This is a genomic window from Neorhizobium sp. 2083 (genome assembly GCF_031455615.1).
Taxonomy (GTDB): Bacteria; Pseudomonadota; Alphaproteobacteria; order Rhizobiales; family Rhizobiaceae; genus Neorhizobium.
Map to the genome: position 1 here is coordinate 517,042 of NZ_JAVDTC010000004.1, position 14,982 is coordinate 532,023.

General features: G+C 62.3%; 14 protein-coding genes. 11 read left to right on the plus strand and 3 right to left on the minus strand.

The features are described 5' to 3' along the window. Positions 1-5: 5 nt before the first annotated feature. From J2X76_RS18715 to J2X76_RS18745, 7 genes are all read left to right on the plus strand, one after another. Positions 6-767 (plus strand): sugar phosphate isomerase/epimerase, encoded by a 762-nt coding sequence (locus J2X76_RS18715; RefSeq protein ID WP_310218770.1) that lies wholly within the window; start codon positions 6-8, stop codon positions 765-767. Positions 768-791: 24 nt separating this feature from the next. Beyond that, entirely contained in the window at positions 792-1,928 is a 1,137-nt protein-coding gene (locus J2X76_RS18720; RefSeq protein ID WP_310218771.1) for a Gfo/Idh/MocA family oxidoreductase, read from the plus strand. Between the two features lie 68 nt (positions 1,929-1,996). Further along, a complete protein-coding gene (gene mgrA, locus J2X76_RS18725; protein WP_310218772.1) occupies positions 1,997-3,040 on the plus strand; it encodes an L-glyceraldehyde 3-phosphate reductase in 1,044 nt (347 codons plus the stop codon). A gap of 176 nt (positions 3,041-3,216) precedes the next feature. Then, on the plus strand, positions 3,217-4,824 hold the full coding sequence (locus J2X76_RS18730; protein ID WP_310218773.1) for a glycoside hydrolase family 43 protein: 1,608 nt from the start codon (positions 3,217-3,219) through the stop codon (positions 4,822-4,824). Between the two features lie 35 nt (positions 4,825-4,859). Continuing rightward, a complete protein-coding gene (locus J2X76_RS18735) occupies positions 4,860-5,105 on the plus strand; it encodes a DUF6364 family protein (RefSeq protein ID WP_310218774.1) in 246 nt (81 codons plus the stop codon). Between the two features lie 5 nt (positions 5,106-5,110). Then, positions 5,111-5,542: a PIN domain-containing protein gene (locus tag J2X76_RS18740; RefSeq protein ID WP_310218775.1), complete on the plus strand. Its 432-nt coding sequence runs from the start codon at positions 5,111-5,113 to the stop codon at positions 5,540-5,542. Positions 5,543-5,690: 148 nt separating this feature from the next. Further along, positions 5,691-6,023 (plus strand): RcnB family protein, encoded by a 333-nt coding sequence (locus J2X76_RS18745; RefSeq protein ID WP_113129203.1) that lies wholly within the window; start codon positions 5,691-5,693, stop codon positions 6,021-6,023. Between the two features lie 96 nt (positions 6,024-6,119). On the opposite strand, the gene J2X76_RS18750 is transcribed toward J2X76_RS18745, so the two are convergent. Next, the gene (locus tag J2X76_RS18750; protein ID WP_310218777.1) at positions 6,120-7,103 is read right to left on the minus strand and encodes a metal ABC transporter solute-binding protein, Zn/Mn family; all 984 of its coding nucleotides are present in this window, start codon (positions 7,101-7,103) and stop codon (positions 6,120-6,122) included. A 95-nt stretch (positions 7,104-7,198) separates the two neighbouring features. Between J2X76_RS18750 and J2X76_RS18755 the strand changes: the two genes are divergently transcribed. The 3 genes from J2X76_RS18755 to J2X76_RS18765 are packed head-to-tail and all read left to right on the plus strand — an operon-like array spanning position 7,199 to position 9,364. Next, complete coding sequence (locus J2X76_RS18755; RefSeq protein ID WP_405030062.1) at positions 7,199-8,107, plus strand: ATP-binding cassette domain-containing protein; 909 nt, start codon at positions 7,199-7,201, stop codon at positions 8,105-8,107. Next, complete coding sequence (znuB, locus tag J2X76_RS18760; protein ID WP_310218779.1) at positions 8,100-8,924, plus strand: zinc ABC transporter permease subunit ZnuB; 825 nt, start codon at positions 8,100-8,102, stop codon at positions 8,922-8,924. The genes J2X76_RS18755 and znuB overlap by 8 nt, the downstream gene beginning before the upstream one ends. Continuing rightward, complete coding sequence (locus tag J2X76_RS18765) at positions 8,924-9,364, plus strand: Fur family transcriptional regulator (protein WP_113129229.1); 441 nt, start codon at positions 8,924-8,926, stop codon at positions 9,362-9,364. The genes znuB and J2X76_RS18765 overlap by 1 nt, the downstream gene beginning before the upstream one ends. On the opposite strand, the gene J2X76_RS18770 is transcribed toward J2X76_RS18765, so the two are convergent. Together J2X76_RS18770 and J2X76_RS18775 are read right to left on the minus strand one after the other, a co-directional pair. After that, the gene (locus J2X76_RS18770; protein WP_310218780.1) at positions 9,361-9,888 is read right to left on the minus strand and encodes a gamma carbonic anhydrase family protein; all 528 of its coding nucleotides are present in this window, start codon (positions 9,886-9,888) and stop codon (positions 9,361-9,363) included. The genes J2X76_RS18765 and J2X76_RS18770 overlap by 4 nt on opposite strands. Positions 9,889-9,941: 53 nt before the next feature. Continuing rightward, positions 9,942-10,628, minus strand: coding sequence for a fumarylacetoacetate hydrolase family protein (locus J2X76_RS18775; protein ID WP_310218781.1), 687 nt, complete (start codon positions 10,626-10,628; stop codon positions 9,942-9,944). Between the two features lie 504 nt (positions 10,629-11,132). On the opposite strand from J2X76_RS18775, the gene J2X76_RS18780 reads away from it, so the two are divergent. Continuing rightward, positions 11,133-14,960: an ATP-binding protein gene (locus J2X76_RS18780; RefSeq protein ID WP_310218782.1), complete on the plus strand. Its 3,828-nt coding sequence runs from the start codon at positions 11,133-11,135 to the stop codon at positions 14,958-14,960. Positions 14,961-14,982 lie beyond the last annotated feature (22 nt).

A 14,982-nucleotide genomic window follows, 5' to 3' on the forward strand; every position in this document is an offset into this window, starting at 1 on the left:
ACACCATGACGAAACTCGGTTTTCAGCTTTATTGCGCACGCAATTTTCCGCCGCTTTCCGATGTCCTGAAGAAGGTTGCCCAGGCGGGTTATACCGAGGTGGAGGGTTTTGGCGGCATCTATGCGACGCTCGACGAGGCGGGCCTGAAGGCGCTCAAAGGTGATCTCGATGCCAACGGCCTGACGATGCCGACCGGCCATTTCGGCATCGATCTGCTCGAAAAAGAGCCGGAACAGGCACTGCTGATCGCAAAAACGCTCGGTGTCCAGGCGATCTATTGCCCGCATCTGGTCGCTGACCAGCGACCGACTGACGCCGCCGGATGGTTCGCCTTCGGGCAGCGGCTGCAGAGTGTCGGCAAACCATATTGGGATGCCGGCTACACATTCGGCTGGCACAACCATGACTTCGAGTTCAAGACGCTGCCGGACGGCTCGACGCCGCAGGAACAGATTCTTGCCGGCGGCCCGGATCTCGCCTGGGAAGCGGATATCGCCTGGGTGATCCGCGGCGGAGCCGATCCGTTCGCCTGGATCGAAAGTTATGCCAAGCGGATCACCGCCGTCCACGTCAAGGACATCGCGCCGGCCGGCGAGAACACGGACGAGGACGGCTGGGCCGACGTCGGCCACGGCACCGTCCCGTGGAAGGACCTGATGGCGGCGCTGAAGAAGACTTCCGCCAGGCATTACGTCCTCGAACACGACAATCCGAAGGATCTCGACCGGTTGTTGACCCGCTCGATCGCCTCCTTCAAGACCTATTGATCACAGCATTTTCCGGAGTTTTCCATGCCCAAGGAACTTGGCGTCGGCATCATGGGATGCGGCAATATTTCCACCACCTACTTCAAGCTGTCGCCGCTCTTCAAAGGCCTCAAGGTGCTCGCCTGCGCTGACATCAACGAGCAGGCCGCCGAAATGCGGGCCGAGGAATACGGCGTCAAGGCGCAGTCGATCGAGCATCTGCTCGCCAATGACGAGCTCGACGTGATCGTCAACCTGACGATCCCGGCGGCACATTTTGCCGTCTCCAAGGCGATCCTCGAAGCCGGCAAGCACGTCTATTCGGAAAAGCCGCTGGTCATCACGCTCGAAGAAGGCAAGGCGCTGCAGGCGCTCGCCAAAGAGAAAGGCCTGTCGGTCGGCTGCGCGCCGGACACCTTCCTCGGCGGCGCGCATCAGCTCGCCCGCAAATACATCGACGAGGGCGGCGTCGGGCGCATCACCTCGGGCACCTGCCACGTGATGAGCCCCGGCATGGAAATGTGGCATCCCAATCCGGGATTCTTCTTCCTCGAAGGCGGCGGGCCGATCCTCGATCTCGGGCCTTACTACATCGCCAACCTGATCAACCTGATCGGTCCGGTAAAGCGGGTCGGCGCGCTCACCTCCATGGCGAGCCCGACACGCGATGTCACCAGTGAGGGACCGTTCAAAGGACAATCGATCCCGGTCGAGACGCCGACCAACATCCATGCGCTGCTGGAATTCGTCAGCGGCGCGACGATCACGCTCTCGGCGAGCTGGGATGTCTGGTCGCACCGCCACGCCAATATGGAGCTCTACGGTACCGAGGGTTCGATCTTCGTGCCCGACCCGAACTTCTTCGGTGGCACCGTCGAGGCGAGCGGCCGCAACAAGGATATCCGGCCGCTGGAGCCCTGGAACCATCCGTTCGGCATCGACAACCAGGAACATCCGCAGGGGCCGCGCGCCAACTATCGGACGGCAGGGCTTGCCGACATCGCGATGGCGCTGATCGAAGGCCGCGACGCCCGCTGCTCGCTGGAACGCACCCTTCACGGCGTCGACGTGATGACCTCGATCCTGAAATCCGGCGAGGAAGGGCGGTTCATCGAGCTTTCGACCACCTGCACCCAGCCGGCGGCGCTCGGCATCGACGAGGCGCTGGCGCTTCTGCGCTGATCGGCTATGAATGCGGCGCGCCGGTCGAGAAACCGGTCGCGCCGCATTTCATTCGGAGGATTTCGATCATGACCTGGCAACCAGCGTCCAACCGCTACGAAACCATGAAATACAACCGCTGCGGCCGTTCGGGACTGAAGCTCCCGGCGATCTCGCTCGGCCTCTGGCACAATTTCGGCGACGACACGCCGCATGACCGCAAGGTCGCGATCGCCCGCAGGGCTTTCGATCTCGGCATCACCCATTTCGACCTCGCCAACAACTACGGCCCGCTGCCCGGCAGCGCCGAGACGGCGTTTGGCCAGATTCTCCGCGAGGATTTCAGGGGCTATCGCGACGAACTGATCATCTCGTCGAAGGCCGGCTACAACATGTGGCCGGGTCCCTATGGCGAATGGGGCAGCCGCAAATACCTGATCTCCTCCTGCGACCAGAGCCTGAAGCGCATGGGTCTCGACTATGTCGACATCTTCTATTCGCATCGCTTCGATCCGGACACGCCGCTCGAAGAGACCTGCGGTGCTCTCGATCATATCGTCCGCTCGGGCAGGGCGCTCTATGTTGGCATCTCGTCCTATAATTCGAAGCGTACCCAGGAAGCCACGGCGATATTGAAGCAACTCGGCACGCCGGTCCTCATCCATCAGCCGAGCTATTCGATGATCAACCGCTGGGTCGAGGAAGATGGCCTGCTCGACACGCTCGAAAACCTCGGCATCGGGTCGATCGTCTTTTCGCCGCTCGCGCAAGGCATGCTGACCTCAAAGTATCTCGGCGGCATTCCCGACGGCAGCCGCGCCGCGCAGGGCAAGTCGCTGCGCCCGGCCTTCCTCAACGACCGGAACATCGCCAACCTCAAGGCGCTCAACGCGATCGCCGAAAAGCGTGGCCAGACGCTGGCGCAGATGGCGATCGCCTGGGTCTTGCGCGGCGGCCGCGTGACCACCGCGCTGATCGGCGCCAGCCGCCCGGAACAGGTCGAGGACTGCGTCAGGTCGCTGGACAACCTGGATTTCACGGCGGCCGAACTTGCCGAGATCGATACCTATGCCAAGGACGCCGACATCAACCTCTGGGCCAAGTCGGCCGAGCGGGCAGGGCCGGCACGGTAAGAATAAACGCCCGGCAGCCCCTCACCCGGCTGCCGCCACCCTCTCCCCGCACGCGGGGCGAGGGGATTCGTGGCGCCGTCGGCGCTCCAACCTCCTTCTCCCCGCAAGCGGGGAGAAGGTCCCGGCAGGGGGATGAGGGGCATCCTGCCGATCGAGTTTGTTTCTGGGAGAAGCTAATGATCCACAACCCGATCCTGCCGGGCTTCAATCCGGATCCGTCCATCTGCCGTGTCGGCGAGGATTATTACATCGCCACCTCGACCTTCGAATGGTATCCCGGCGTGCAGATCCATCACTCGCGGGATCTCGTGAACTGGACACTGGTGCGCCGGCCGCTGGAGCGGGCAAGCCAGCTCGACATGCGCGGCAATCCCGACAGCTGCGGCATCTGGGCGCCTTGCCTCTCCCATTCCGAAGGACTGTTTTTCCTCGTCTATACGGACGTCAAGCGTTTCGACGGCAATTTCAAGGACGCGCACAATTACATCGTCACCTCGCCGAGCATCGAGGGCGAATGGTCGGATCCGATCTACGTGAATTCCTCCGGGTTCGATCCGACGCTCTTCCATGACGACGACGGCCACAAGTGGTTCCTCAACATGCAATGGAACCATCGGACCGAAAGCTATGGCGGCGCGCCAAAACATCCGGCCTTCGACGGCATCCTGCTGCAGGAATGGGATTTCGAGGCGCGGACGCTGAAGGGCCCGATCAAAAACATCTTTGCCGGCAGCCCGCTCGGCCTGGTCGAGGGACCGCATGTCTTCAAGCGTAACGGCTGGTATTACCTGACCACCGCCGAGGGCGGCACGGGATATGATCATGCCGTCACCATGGCCCGCTCTCGGTCGATCGACGGGCCGTACGAGATGCATCCGCAGACGCATCTGATCACGTCGAAGGATCATCCCAAGGCCGTGCTGCAGCGTGCCGGCCACGGCCAGTATGTCGAGACGCCCGATGGCGAAGCCTATCATACGCATCTTTGCGGCCGGCCGCTTTCCCCGCAACGCCGCTGCACGCTCGGCCGCGAGACGGCGATCCAGAAGTGCATCTGGGAAGACGACTGGCTCTATCTCGCCCAGGGCGGCGTGGTGCCGGATATCGACGTGCCGGCTCCGGGCGACGCCAGGCGCATCGAACGGCCCGCCCGCATCGAGCAGAGCTTCGACGGGTCGACCCTGCCGCCAGAATTCCAGTGGCTGCGCACGCCGCATCCGGAACGCCTGTTCAGCCTGAGCGAGCGTCCCGGCCACCTGCGCCTTTTCGGCCGTGAAAGCATCGGATCCTGGTACGAGCAGTCCCTGGTCGCCCGCCGCCAGGAGCATCATTCGTTCCGGGCCGAGACGGTTGTCGATTTCTCACCCGACACCTATCAGCAGGTCGCCGGCCTGACGCATTATTACAATCGGCATAAGTTCCATTCGCTGGTGGTCACCCTGCACGAAAAGCTCGGCCGCGTCGTGACGATCTTCTCCTGCCCTGGTGATTTCCCGCACGGGCGAATGAGCTTTCCGGCGGGAAGCGGCGTTTCGGTGCCTGGTGGCCCGGTGCATCTCGCGATGGAAATCCGCGACAACGACTTGCAATTCTTCTGGCGCGCCGGCGGCTCAAACGACTGGCAGGTATTTGGCCCGAAACTCGACGCCGGCGTCATCTCGGATGAAGGCGGCCGCGGCGAACACGGCTCGTTCACAGGCGCATTCGCGGGCATGTTTGCCTTCGACACGTCGGGGCGGGCAAAGAGCGCGGATTTCGATCGCTTCGTTTATGAGGCGCTATAGTTTGAGCCCAACGCAATTCGTGCTATTTTGACGCCATGAAGAATGTGACGATCGCTCTCGATGACGAGGTTTATGAACTCGCTGCAGCCCGTGCAGCCGAGAAGAATACATCCGTATCTTCGTTGATCGCTTCCCTGATCCGCCAGATGGAGGGGAAACGCCCCCTTAGTCCGGAGGAATTCCAGAAAAGCCTGGAGCGCGAGGAAGAGCTGCGCAAGCGAATCGTCGGTATCAGTGCCAAGGACAACCTTCCCCGCGACGAATTGCATAGAAGGCGCTGAAGGACGTGTCGGTATTTCTTGACACGAACATCCTCATCTATTCCATTTCATCCGATTCAACAGAATCCGCCAAACGAGAAAGGGCAGACGAGATTCTTCGACGTGACGATTGTGTTATATCGGTTCAGGTGCTGCAAGAATTCTACGCTCAGATGACAAGGGCCAGCCGTCCCGGCGCGCTTAGTCACCAAACGGTTCTGAAGTTGATTCAAGGCTGGCAGAGATTTCCGATCCAGGAGAATACCTTTGCAGTCCTTACGAGAGCCCTGGATATCGTCGAACGCTACCGCTTCTCCATTTGGGATAGCCTCATCATTGCGGCGGCGCTGCTTGGAGAGTGTGAGACTTTGTTTTCCGAGGATTTGTCTCATGGTCAGCGGATCGAGAATTTGACGATCGTCAACCCATTCCTGTCATCCCGCATCGTCCAACTCTGATTTCTGATCTGCTAATATTGTAAATTCTGAATCTCAGGAAGTTAATCCAACCGCATAATTTCATTACAGAAATGTAATTCAGCAATTCAGGTAGGGTTCATCATTCGGGCCGTAGTTTCCGGGCGTGTTCAACACGAGGAGACACCCGATGAAAAAGTTCTTTGCAATCCTTCTTTCCGCAACCGTGCTTGCCGCTCCGCTTGCCGCCCAGGCGCAGGATCGTCACTCCGGTCCGGAGCGTACCCGGACGGTGACCCGCACCGTGACGGTTCAGAAGAAGGTCGTGGTCGTAAAACCGCGCTGGTCGAAGGGCCATCGCATGACCGCTGCCGAGCGGCGGCGCATGGCGGAGATCCGCGACTATCGCCGTTACCGCCTGTCGGCTCCGCCGCGCGGTTACCACTGGGTGAAGGTCGACAAGGATTTCCTGCTGGTCGGCATCGCCAGCGGCGTGATTTCGAGCTTCGTCGCTGGCCGCTAGAAACGGATCGGCCTGCGGGGGTATTGCCTTCCCTCCCGCAGGCCTCACACATTCGCCGCTATGCGTGCCGGCGACCGTGCTTCCTGGCGCCTGATGTCATGTCCCTTGCGACAGGCAGGTCTTCATCGAGTTCGCGAGCCCGCGCATCAGCTCGAAGTAGAGGCCTGGACCTGATTTAAGCGTCGCTGCCTCCGGATCAAGCGTGGCCGAGCGGGCAGGGGTGCCTTCGGTCACCACCGCCACCAGTTTCGGCTCGAACTGCGGTTCGGCGAAGACGCAGGTCGCCCCAAGCTCCTTTACCTTTTTGTGGATCTGGCCGATGCGCTCGGCGCCCGGCATGGTCTCGGGGCTGACGGTGATCGAACCGGCGACGCTCACCCCGTACCGATGCTCGAAATACTGATAGGCGTCGTGGAAAACGATGAAGGGCCTGTTCCTGACGGACGCGACCGTGGCCTGGAGTTCGGCGTCGAGCGCATCGAGGTCCTTCATCAGCGCCGCGCCATTCGCCTGGTAGGCGGCGGCATTGGCGGGATCGGCGCTGACCAGCGTCTTTTCGATTTCCTCGGCCATCGCCTTGGCGTTCATCGGGTCGAGCCACAGATGCGTATCGAAACCCCCATGATTGTGATGGTCGTCGTCATGATCGGCATGGGCCTCGGCGGCATGATCATGACCGTGCCCCTCTTCCGCCTCGTGCCCGTGATCATGGGCTTCGAAGGCGCCACTTTCGCGGAACGGCAGTTTTTCCAGTCCGGGCGCGTCCCCGAGTTCTATCACCGTTGCCGAAGCGGCCAGCGCGTCCAGCGGCTTTTCGAGGAAAGCCTCGATGCCGGGGCCGACCCAGAAGATCACGTCGGCGCCTTCGATGGCGGCTGCGTTGGAGGGTTTCAGCGAGAACGTATGCGGCGAGGCGGCGCCGTCGACGATCAGTTTCGGCTCGCCGACGCCCTTCATGATCGAGGCGACGAGCGAATGGATGGGCTTGATCGAAACAACCACGTCCGGCGCCGCGGAACCCGTGCCTGCACTGGCGGACAATACCGCCGCGGAGAGGAGAGAGATCGAAGCCAGCTTCATGCCGCGTCCTTGCATTGTATCGTAATGTTATTACATCAATTGCGTTATGCTATAACGTGTGTCATAGCCACTGACAACAGGGAATCCGGAAAAACATGCTGATGTCCAATCGGGCTCGCAGGCCCAAAGCCGAAAACCAGCTCGTATCGCTCGCCAATGCCGGCATTCGCCGCGATGGCCGCTGGCTGGTGCGGGGCGTCGATTTCTCGATCCGCCGTGGCGAGGTGGTGACGCTGATCGGCCCCAACGGCGCCGGCAAGTCGACGACCGCAAAGCTGGCGATCGGGGTGCTGCGCCCCGATGAAGGGTCGGTTGCCAGATTGGCCGGCCTGCGCGTCGGTTATGTCCCCCAGAAACTGGCAATCGACTGGACCATGCCGCTCTCCGTGCGCCGCCTGATGCGCCTGACCGGCCCGCTCGCCGACGCCGATCTTCTGGCGGCGCTGGAATCGACCGGCATTCCCCACCTCATCGATGCCGAGGTCCGGCATCTGTCCGGCGGCGAGTTCCAGCGGGCGCTGCTGGCCCGGGCGATCGCCCGCAAGCCGGACCTGATGGTGCTCGACGAGCCGGTGCAGGGCGTCGATTTTGCCGGCGAGAGCGCGCTTTACGACCTGATCCGTTCGATCCGCACCACGACCGGCTGCGGCATCCTGATGATCTCGCACGACCTGCACATGGTCATGGCCGGCACGGACACGGTCATCTGCCTCAACGGCCATGTCTGCTGCCGCGGCACGCCGGAAGTGGTGAGCCAGAGCGCCGACTACCTGAAACTCTTCGGCAATTCGCGGTCGCTGGCGGTCTACAACCATCACCACGATCACACGCATCTGCCGGACGGCCGGGTGATGCATGGCGACGGTACCGTAACCGATCACTGCCATCCCGATGACGGGCACCATCATCGGGATGCACACGGCCATGCGCATGATCACGACCATCCGCCTCACCACCACCATCACGGCGATCATGCCGAGGCGAAGGGAGAGGGCCGTGCTTGACGACTTCTTCACCCGCGCCCTCATCGCCGGTATCGGCGTGGCGCTGACCGCCGGCCCGCTCGGCTGTTTCGTCGTCTGGCGGCGGATGGCCTATTTCGGCGATACGATGGCGCATTCGGCGCTGCTCGGCGTGGCGCTGTCGCTGTTCTTCCAGATCAACCTGCTGATCGCCGTCTTCGGTGTCGCGGTCGTGGTGTCCTTGCTGCTTCTGGCGCTGCAGCGGCGGCAATCGCTGTCGGCGGATGCGCTGCTCGGCATTCTCTCCCACTCGGCTTTGGCGATCGGCCTCGTGCTCGTCGCCTTCATGACCTGGGTCAGGATCGACCTGATCGCCTTCCTGTTCGGCGACATCCTGGCGGTGACCCGGACCGATATCGCGCTGATCTGGGTCGGCGGCGTGCTGGTGCTGGCGGCGCTCGTCTGGCTGTGGCGGCCGCTGATCGCATCCACCGTCAGCGAGGACGTGGCGGAGGCGGAGGGCATGAAGCCGGCGCAGACGAGGCTTCTCTTCATGCTGCTGATGGCGCTGGTGATCGCGATCGCCATGAAGATCGTCGGGATCATGCTGATCACCGCGCTTCTGATCATTCCGGCGGCGACAGCGCGGCGGTTTTCGGCAAGCCCGGAACTGATGGCGGTGCTCGCCTCGGTGATCGGCGCGCTGGCGGTGATCGGCGGCCTGTTCGGCTCGCTCAGCTACGACACGCCGTCCGGCCCTTCCATTGTGGTCGCGGCGCTCCTACTTTTCATTCTAAGCCTGCTTCCGGCGGCGGGGAAAAACACGGCCGACAGGGCCGGCAACCAAGGAGTGCGATGATGAACGCACCAGTCTCGACACCGACATCCGCTCCGGCGCTGACCAAGAACCAGTCGCTCGTCTTCGACGTGCTGACCCGGTCGGATGCGCCGATGAGTGCCTACACGATCCTCGACCGGCTGCGCGACCACGGTTTTCGCGCACCTCTGCAGGTCTACCGGGCGCTCGACAAGCTGTTGGAATTCGGCATGGTTCACCGGCTCGAAAGCCTCAACGCCTTCGTTGCCTGCGCCCATCCGGAAAGCGAATGCTGCGGCAAGGGACATGGCCACGGGCACGGCACCGTCGCGTTCGCGATCTGCGAGAGCTGCGGCCATGTATCGGAATTCCACGACCACGAAGTGGATCATCGGCTTGGCGACTGGGCGAAGGCCAGGAACTTCAAGCCCGCCAAGACGACGATCGAGATCCGCGGGCTGTGCGGCGCCTGCGCCGCCTAAAGCAGCCGCAGGTCGCGGGCGAACCGCTTCCAGTTGGCGACGTAGCGCACCGCCGACTGTTTGAGCTTCTCGACGGCTTCATCGTCGAGAACCCGCGTCACCTTCGCGGGCGAGCCGACGATCAGGGAATTGTCGGGAAATTCCTTGCCTTCGGTGACCAGCGCATTGGCGCCGACGAGGCAGTTTTTGCCGATCTTCGCGCCGTTCAGGATCGTCGCGCCCATGCCGACCAGCGAGTTGTCGCCGATCGTGCAGCCGTGGATGATCGCGTGATGGCCGATCGTGCAGTTCTCGCCCAATGTCACCGGATAGCGCGGATCGGTGTGGATCATCACGCCTTCCTGGATGTTCGTTCCCGCGCCGACCACGATCGGCTCGTTGTCGCCGCGCAATACCGAGCCGAACCAGATCCCGACATCCTCGCCGAGTTCCACCTTGCCGATCACGGTCGCATCCGGCGCCAGCCAGTAACGGTCGGGGCCGGGGGTTTTCGGTTCAAATTCTCCGAGAGCGTAAAGCGGCATGGTTCTCCTCCCAGGCTGGTTCGTCGGCGGATGTGGTGTGGGTGAATTTTACGTCAGACGACCGTCAGCGACAGTTTTCCGACGCCATCGATGCCGCAGGTGACCCGATCGCCGCGCTGGACCGGGCCGACGCCGGCCGGCGTGCCGGTCATGATCACGTCGCCGGGGGCGAGCACGAAGAGTTTCGACAGCTCGACGATGATTTCGGGCAGTTTCCAGATCATCTGGTTCAGGTCGCCGGACTGTTTGCGGGCGCCGTTGACATCGAGCCAGATGGCGCCTGCCTGCGGATGGCCGATCCTTGAAGCCGGTACGAGGGGGGAGACCGGAGCCGATTTTTCGAAGGCCTTGGCTGCCTCCCAGGGGCGGCTCATCTTCTTGGCCTTGTCCTGCAGGTCGCGGCGGGTGAAATCGATGCCAGCGGCATAACCGTAGACCTTGGAAAGCGCGTCCTCGAGGGTGATATCGGCGCCGCCGCCGGAAAGCGCCATCACCAGTTCCGCTTCGAAATGCACGTCGCTCGACTGCGCCGGATAGGGGAAGCTGTCGCCGACATAGAGATTGTCGGCATTCTTCTGGAAGAAGAAGGGTGGTTCGCGGGACGGATCGCCGCCCATCTCGATTGCGTGGTCGGCATAGTTGCGGCCAACGCAATAGACCCTGCGGACCGGAAAGCCCTCCGCCAGCCCCTCGACCGGCAGAAGAACGGTTTCGGGCATGGGGATCACGGTCGCAAGCATGGCAGACTTCCTGGAAAACTGTGGGCGCGAGGTGGACAAGGTGGCGCCCTTTGTCCCTCAATTTGCCGGTTTATCCTAGCACTTTTTCAAGCGCGGAGGAAAAGCGGGGGAGAGGCTCAACTTCGGATTCGAGATGCCCCTTGCAGCCACTGCCGAGCTCAGATCAATTCGGCAACGGGTTGTAGCCTTGACACCGAGGACACCCTCAGAGGCTGCGATTTCTCCGGTGATATCGGTGCTCCGGGTCGGGGAAGCCTGATCAAGATCAATTTCAACCCCTGATCGTCCATGCTAGGCTATTTTAGTGATTCGTCGAATGCCCTTGGATGGGCCGTCCTGTTCCTGCGGTGACCTCTCTCATCGAGAACAGTGCCATGGAATCGCAGCATCGAAGCGGCCCAAGAGGACCGAAGAGGACCAACCGGATATTACAACAGCTGAGCTGCGGAGCTCATTGTATCGAGTGTTAGGTTCCCAAGCCGGTGCCAGAAGGGGGCTACCTGGTTGTCGACACAGCAGATACTCACCGGCGACTTCCTGGCCGGCGGCGGCGAAATGGCCGAGTTCGTTCGAACCAAAGACTGGAGCAACACGCCGCTCGGGCCGATTGATCAGTGGCCCCAAAGTCTCAAGACAACCGTCAGCCTGTGCCTCGCCTCGAATTTCCCGATCAACGTGATCTGGGGCGACGAGAACACCCAGATCTACAACGACGGGTATCGCACGGTGTGCGGCGACGCTCACCCCCGTGCTCTCGGGGAGGACTATAGCGTCACCTGGGCAAGCGCCTGGCCTGCGATCGGCGAGCCGTTTCGCCAGGCGCGGCAAGGCAATACGTCGTTCCTCGAAAACCAGCGGATGTTCCTGACCCGCAACGGCTATTGGGAAGAAACGTTTTTCACCTTCTCGCTTTCGCCGATCCGAGACGAAACGGGCGAGATCGGCGGCCTGTTCCATCCGGTGACGGAGACGACGGCGACCATGCTGGCGGAACGCCGGACCCGGGCGCTGCGGGATCTGAACGCCAGCGTGGCTTTGGCAGAGGACATGGACGACCTGTTGCGGCGCATAATCGAAGTGCTCGCCCAGTTCGAATTCGATCTGCCGGTTCTCCTTCTCTACCATCTGTCCCCGGATGCAAGCACCTATATGCTGGCGGGGCATCACGGCCTGCCGGTCTTGCCCCCGGCCCCCATCACCACCATCGACGCCCATTCCGATACGCCCTGGCTGATGGCGAAGGCGTTGACGGCAGACAGTACTCTGGGGATCGCCGGGTTTTCCGATCTCTTCAAGGGGGCGGGGCCTTATGAGGAGCCGCCGGAGCGCGTGCTGCTTCTTCCGATCACCGTCCCTGGACTGGACCTGCCTCCGGTCTTCGTGGTGGCCGGGGCCTCGCCGCGCCTGCCGTTCGACGATGCCTATATGGGGTTCTACGAATTGCTTTCGACCGCGATCTCGGCCGCCGTCAGCGCCGTGCGCGCGCGCGCCGACGAGCGGCGGCGGGCCGAGGCGCTGGCGGAAATCGATCGCAGCAAGACCATGTTCTTTTCGAACGTCAGCCACGAGTTCCGCACTCCGCTGACATTGATGCTCGGGCCGCTCGCCGACGTGCTGCAACAGCCCGAGGGGCTTTCCCGCGAGGACAGGGAGCGAATTCTTGTCGCCCAGCGCAACGGCCTTCGCCTGTTAAAACTGGTCAACACGCTCCTGGACTTTTCGAGGATCGAAGCGCAGCGCGTGCAGGCCTCGTTCGAACCGACCGATATCGGCAGCCTGACCGCCGAGCTGGCATCGAATTTCAGATCGGCGTGCGAGCAGGCAGGGCTGAACCTCGTCGTCGATATCGCAGACTTGCCCCAGCCCGTGTATCTCGACCGCGATCTCTGGGAAAAGATCGTCCTCAACCTGCTTTCCAACGCCTTCAAATTCACGTTCCAGGGCGAGATACGCATCGGCGTGCGGGCGTCGGACGACAAGGAACAGGCCGAAATCACCATCCGCGATACCGGGACGGGAATAGCGGCGGAGGAATTGCCGCGCCTGTTCGAGCGCTTTCACCGCATAGAGGGCGCCAAAGGAAGGTCCTTCGAGGGTTCCGGCATCGGGCTCGCCCTGGTGCAGGAACTGGTGCATCTTCAGGGCGGGGAAATCCGTGCCGAGAGCCGGCTCGGCGAAGGCACATCTTTCACAATCTCGATACCCTTCGGAAAGGCGCATATTCCTCCGGAACATATCCGGACTTCCCAGCCCTTTGAGGGCAATGAAGACAGAACCCGGGCTTTCGTCGACGAGGCCATGTCATGGCTTTCGACGGGTGACGCCGCCGGTTCCGCTTCCAGATCGCAGACCGCTGGTACCGATGCGGCCGAAACACTCGCTCCGACAGGGCATATCCTGCTCGCGGATGACAATGCCGACATGCGGGCCTATGTGGAAAGGCTGCTGTCGATATCCGGCTTCACGGTCGAGACGGCGGCTCACGGCGAGGCGGCGCTTGAGGCGGTGCGCCGCAGGAGGCCGGATCTCATCGTATCCGACGTGATGATGCCGGGGCTCGACGGTTTTGGCCTGCTGTCGAGGATAAGGGCCGACGAGAAACTCAAGGACGTGCCCTTCATCCTCCTGTCCGCCCGGGCGGGGGAAGAGGCAAGGCTGGAGGGTATTCGCGCCGGTGCCGATGATTATCTCGTCAAGCCGTTTTCGGCGCGGGAACTGGTAGGACGCATTTCGGCGTCGATCAGGCTGTCGCGGGATCGGCATGAGGCGTTCCTGAGAGAAAACGCCGCCCGTCTGGAAGAGCAGAACGCGGATCTGGAGCGCCGCGTTCTGGAGCATTCGCGCGAGCGTGGCCGGACGTGGAGATACAGTCCGGACCTGCTCTCGGTGATCGACGTGGAGAGCGGGGTGTTCGAAAAGGTCAATCCCGCCTGGCAGAAAACACTCGGCCTCAGCGAGGCGGAGCTCCTGGACACGCCGTTCCTCGCCCTCCTTCACCCGGACGATGTCGTGGCCAGCGAAACCGCCTTCCAGGCGGCTGGACGCGGCCTGCCGGTGCTTCGCTTCGAAAACCGCTGCCGCACCAGGGAGGGCGATTATCGCTGGCTCTCCTGGGTCGCGGTCGTCGTCGATGACAAGCTTTATTCGAGCGCCCGCGACGTCACCGACGAGAAAATTCGCGACGAGGAGCTGAAGAAAGCCCAGGAGACGCTGCGTCAGGCCCAGAAGATGGAGGTGATCGGCCAGCTCACCGGCGGGGTCGCCCATGATTTCAACAATCTCCTCATGGTGATCTCAGGCGGATTGGACATCCTCGACAAACGGGACGATCCGGTGCGGCGGGAGCGGATCAAGAGCGGCATGCTGCAGGCGGTCAATCGCGGCGCGTCGCTCACCCGGCAATTGCTGACCTTTGCCCGACGGCAGCCTTTGAAGCCGCAGCCGATCGATCTTCGCCGCCAGATTTCCGAGATGCGCGACCTTCTCGATCGCACGCTCGGCGGCGATATCACCATCGATGTCGACGTCGATGCGGGCGTGTGGCCGGTACAGGCCGACCCGGCGGAACTGGAACTCGTCCTGTTGAACCTGTGCGTCAACGCGCGCGATGCAATGCCCGCGGGCGGCACGATCGTCATCAGCGCGTCCAATTCCGTCGTCGATGCGTCTGGCCAGAAAGCCGACGTCGTGAAGATCACCGTCGCCGACAGCGGCGTCGGAATGCAGCCCGAGGTTCTGAAGCGCGTGTTCGAGCCGTTCTTCACCACCAAGGAAATCGGCAAGGGATCGGGACTGGGGCTTGCCCAGGTCTATGGTTTCGTCGAGGCATCCGGCGGATCGGTCGAGATCAACAGCGAGCCCGGCATCGGAACAGCCGTGGATCTCTGGCTTCCCCGGTCGATCGAGGCGGGGTTGGCCGGAGGTCATTCGCCGCATGCTTACGGAGAGGCGGACAGGAGCGTTGCGGGAAAAATTCTGGTCGTCGAGGATGACGACAGCGTCGCCATGCTGGTCAACGACATGCTCGACCAGCTCGGCTATTCCGTCACCCGGGTCGACGGCGCAGCCGCGGCCCTGAACGTGCTCGCGTCCGATAGCGAGCCCGATCTGATGTTTTCCGACATCATGATGCCGGGCGGCATCAACGGCGTGGATCTGGCCAAGCAGGTCAAGCAAACCCATCCCAAACTGCCCATCCTGCTGACATCCGGTTATGCGGACATGCTCAAGAGTGCTGCGACCGCGGAAGGCGTGGAGATCCTGCCGAAGCCGTACAGCCTGCGCCAACTTTCGGAGGCGCTCCGGGCAACGATCCCGGACGCGCGGGAATAATAACCGACGATCCCGAGCTCCA

What these genes read in the sequence shown, in the direction of transcription:
- J2X76_RS18715 (WP_310218770.1), top strand. Translation starts at nt 6, where the DNA reads ATGACGAAACTCGGTTTTCAGCTTTATTGCGCACGCAATTTTCCGCCG.
- J2X76_RS18720 (WP_310218771.1), top strand. Translation starts at nt 792, where the DNA reads ATGCCCAAGGAACTTGGCGTCGGCATCATGGGATGCGGCAATATTTCC.
- mgrA (WP_310218772.1), top strand. Translation starts at nt 1,997, where the DNA reads ATGACCTGGCAACCAGCGTCCAACCGCTACGAAACCATGAAATACAAC.
- J2X76_RS18730 (WP_310218773.1), top strand. Translation starts at nt 3,217, where the DNA reads ATGATCCACAACCCGATCCTGCCGGGCTTCAATCCGGATCCGTCCATC.
- J2X76_RS18735 (WP_310218774.1), top strand. Translation starts at nt 4,860, where the DNA reads ATGAAGAATGTGACGATCGCTCTCGATGACGAGGTTTATGAACTCGCT.
- J2X76_RS18745 (WP_113129203.1), top strand. Translation starts at nt 5,691, where the DNA reads ATGAAAAAGTTCTTTGCAATCCTTCTTTCCGCAACCGTGCTTGCCGCT.
- J2X76_RS18750 (WP_310218777.1), bottom strand. Translation starts at nt 7,103, where the DNA reads ATGAAGCTGGCTTCGATCTCTCTCCTCTCCGCGGCGGTATTGTCCGCC.
- J2X76_RS18755 (WP_405030062.1), top strand. Translation starts at nt 7,199, where the DNA reads ATGCTGATGTCCAATCGGGCTCGCAGGCCCAAAGCCGAAAACCAGCTC.
- J2X76_RS18765 (WP_113129229.1), top strand. Translation starts at nt 8,924, where the DNA reads ATGAACGCACCAGTCTCGACACCGACATCCGCTCCGGCGCTGACCAAG.
- J2X76_RS18770 (WP_310218780.1), bottom strand. Translation starts at nt 9,888, where the DNA reads ATGCCGCTTTACGCTCTCGGAGAATTTGAACCGAAAACCCCCGGCCCC.
- J2X76_RS18775 (WP_310218781.1), bottom strand. Translation starts at nt 10,628, where the DNA reads ATGCTTGCGACCGTGATCCCCATGCCCGAAACCGTTCTTCTGCCGGTC.